This is a genomic window from Actinoplanes lutulentus (assembly GCF_003259845.1).
GTDB classification, from domain to species: Bacteria; Actinomycetota; Actinomycetes; order Mycobacteriales; family Micromonosporaceae; genus Actinoplanes; species Actinoplanes lutulentus.
Window position 1 is genome coordinate 1 of record NZ_QLMJ01000041.1, and the last position, 2297, is coordinate 2297.

At 67.5% G+C, this 2297-nt stretch carries 3 protein-coding genes; all 3 read left to right on the forward strand.

Annotated features, from left to right (window positions below):
* Positions 1 to 276, forward strand: a 276-nt coding sequence (locus B0I29_RS44975) for an alpha/beta fold hydrolase (RefSeq protein WP_146617129.1), incomplete at its 5' end; no start/stop codon positions are given.
* A 177-nt stretch (positions 277 to 453) separates the two neighbouring features.
* On the forward strand, positions 454 to 1155 hold the full coding sequence (locus tag B0I29_RS44980) for an alpha/beta fold hydrolase (protein ID WP_311733600.1): 702 nt from the start codon (positions 454 to 456) through the stop codon (positions 1153 to 1155).
* 171 nt (positions 1156 to 1326) lie between these two features.
* The coding region (locus B0I29_RS44985) for an AfsR/SARP family transcriptional regulator (protein WP_220091620.1) at positions 1327 to 2297 on the forward strand (971 nt) is incomplete at its 3' end.

The window sequence follows — 2297 nt, forward strand, 5'->3', positions numbered from 1 at the left end:
CCGGCCGCCGAAGCCGCGCTTGCCGCCGCCACTCAGCGGCCGTTCAACAGCGTGGCGCTCAACGAGGCCTCGGGAGAGCCGGGGTGGAAGACCATCCCGTCCTGGTTCATCTCCCCGGAGCGGGACCTGGCCATCCCCCTGGAGACGTTCCGTTTCATGGCCGAGCGGGCCAACGCGCAACAGACAGTCGAGATCGCCGGCGCATCGCACGCCCTGCCGGTATCGCAGCCGCAGGCGGTGACCGAGGTCATCCTCCGAGCCGCCGCCGCCATCTGAATCCCGTCAGATTTCATTTCACCTGAAAGGACATCTCTCATGAAGTTCGATATCACTCGTAAGCCGAAGCGAGTTGCGCTCCGGACCGCCATGACCGTGGGGGTGGCGGTCGCGGCACTCGTGGCCGGATCGGCCGGTGCGGTGGCGCAGTCGCGGCCGTCGGCGAAGAAGCCGACTGTGGTGCTGGTGCACGGCGCGTTCGCTGACTCGTCGAGTTGGAACGGGGTGATCAAGCGGCTCCAGCGGGATGGCTATCCGGTGGTGGCGGCGGCGAATCCGTTGCGGGGCCTGCATACGGACGCGGAGTATCTACGGGCGGTGCTGGCCGGGGTGACGGGGCCGATTGTGCTGGCCGGGCATTCGTATGGCGGTTCGGTGATGAGTGAGGCCGCGGACGGCGACGCCGACGTCAAGGCGCTGGTTTATGTCGCCAGCTTCGCCCCGGAAAAGGGGGAGAGCACCTCGGCTCTGGCGGCGAAGTTCCCGGGTGGTCAGTTGGGGGAGGCGCTGAACCAGGTACCGGTGACGGTGCCGGGTGCCGGTACGGGAACCGACCTGTACATCAAGCAGGATCAGTTCCGGCGGGTGTTCGCGGCTGACGTGCCGCGTCAGGAGACGGTCCTGATGGCGGCGACGCAGCGGCCGATCACGAGTGCGGCGCTGGATGAGAAGGCGACGAGGACGGCGTGGAAGTCGATCCGGTCGTGGTTCCTGATCACCAGGCAGGATTTGGCTATCCCGGCAGATTCGATGCGGTTCATGGCCAAGCGGGCCAAGTCGCGCGTTGTGGAGATCGACGCTTCGCACGCGGTCACGGTCTCCGAGCCGAAGGCGGTGGCCGACATGATCGTCGACGCCGCCCGTACCACCACCCGCTGATCGGCCGGGACGGTTGCCCGGCATGCCGGCTCGCCATGTCGGGCGCCGCCCAGGCTGATCAATAGCGACCTGCTGTCGCCGAAGGCACCACCACCACCATCGTCCACTTCTTTCGGGATCCGTTAGTGCACGTAGGAGGTTGAGCTTGTGCCTTCGACCAACAGCGGCGAAATGTCATTCTGTTTCGGCGTACTCGGGCCGCTGCAGATCTGGCGTCACGGCAAGGAGTTGGACCTCGGAGCCCGCCAGCAGCGCTTGATTCTGGCGTTGCTTCTGGCCAATGCCGGACAACCCGTCGGCATCGCTGAGATAGTCGAAGTGCTGTGGGACCAGCGGCCGCCGCAGAGCGCCGTCAACGTGGTGCACCGCTATATCGGCGCGTTGCGCCGCCTGTTCGAACCCGGCTTGCCGGCCAGGTCGGCGGGGCGCTGGCTGCTGGGCGACGCTGCTGGTTACCGGATCCGGGTCGACTCGGACAATCTCGACCTGCTGCGACTGCGGGACCTGGCCGAGCGGGCGCGATCGGACGAACTCGCCGGGCGGCTGCCCGAGGCGATGGCGGCCTATGAGAGCGCCCTCAATCTGTGGCGCGGACCGTGTGGCGGTGCCTCCGAGCTGGCCTCCTACAACCACCTGGCATTCAGCGTCGTCGATCACGAGTGCGCCGAACTGGCCCGGGAGGCAGCCTCCTTGGCGTTGCGCCTGGAACGGTCCCGGTCGGTTCTGCCCGTGCTGCGGCGGGTGGCGGAACACCGTCCGCTGGACGAAGCACTGCAAGCCCAGCTGCTGCTGTCGTTGTCGGCCGACGGACAGCAGGCCGAAGCGATCGCCCTGTATCACAACACTCGCCGACGGCTGGCCGACGAGCTAGGTGTGGACCCGGGTGAGGAGCTCCGCGAGGCGTACCAAATGGTCTTGGGTTTGAACGTCGCCGGACCGATCTCGTCCGGTGCGGCTGAGCCGCCATCGCCGAGCGCGCCTCCGCGCGGGATGCACATCGGTCGAGCCCCAGGTGCGACCGCGGTCCTTCCGGCGCAGTTGCCGGCGGATCTGCCGTGGTTCACCGGCCGTGACGAGGCGCGGCGCCGGACGTTGGGTCTGGTCAATGGGCATGTGATGACGCAGGTGTCGATGCCGGTGCT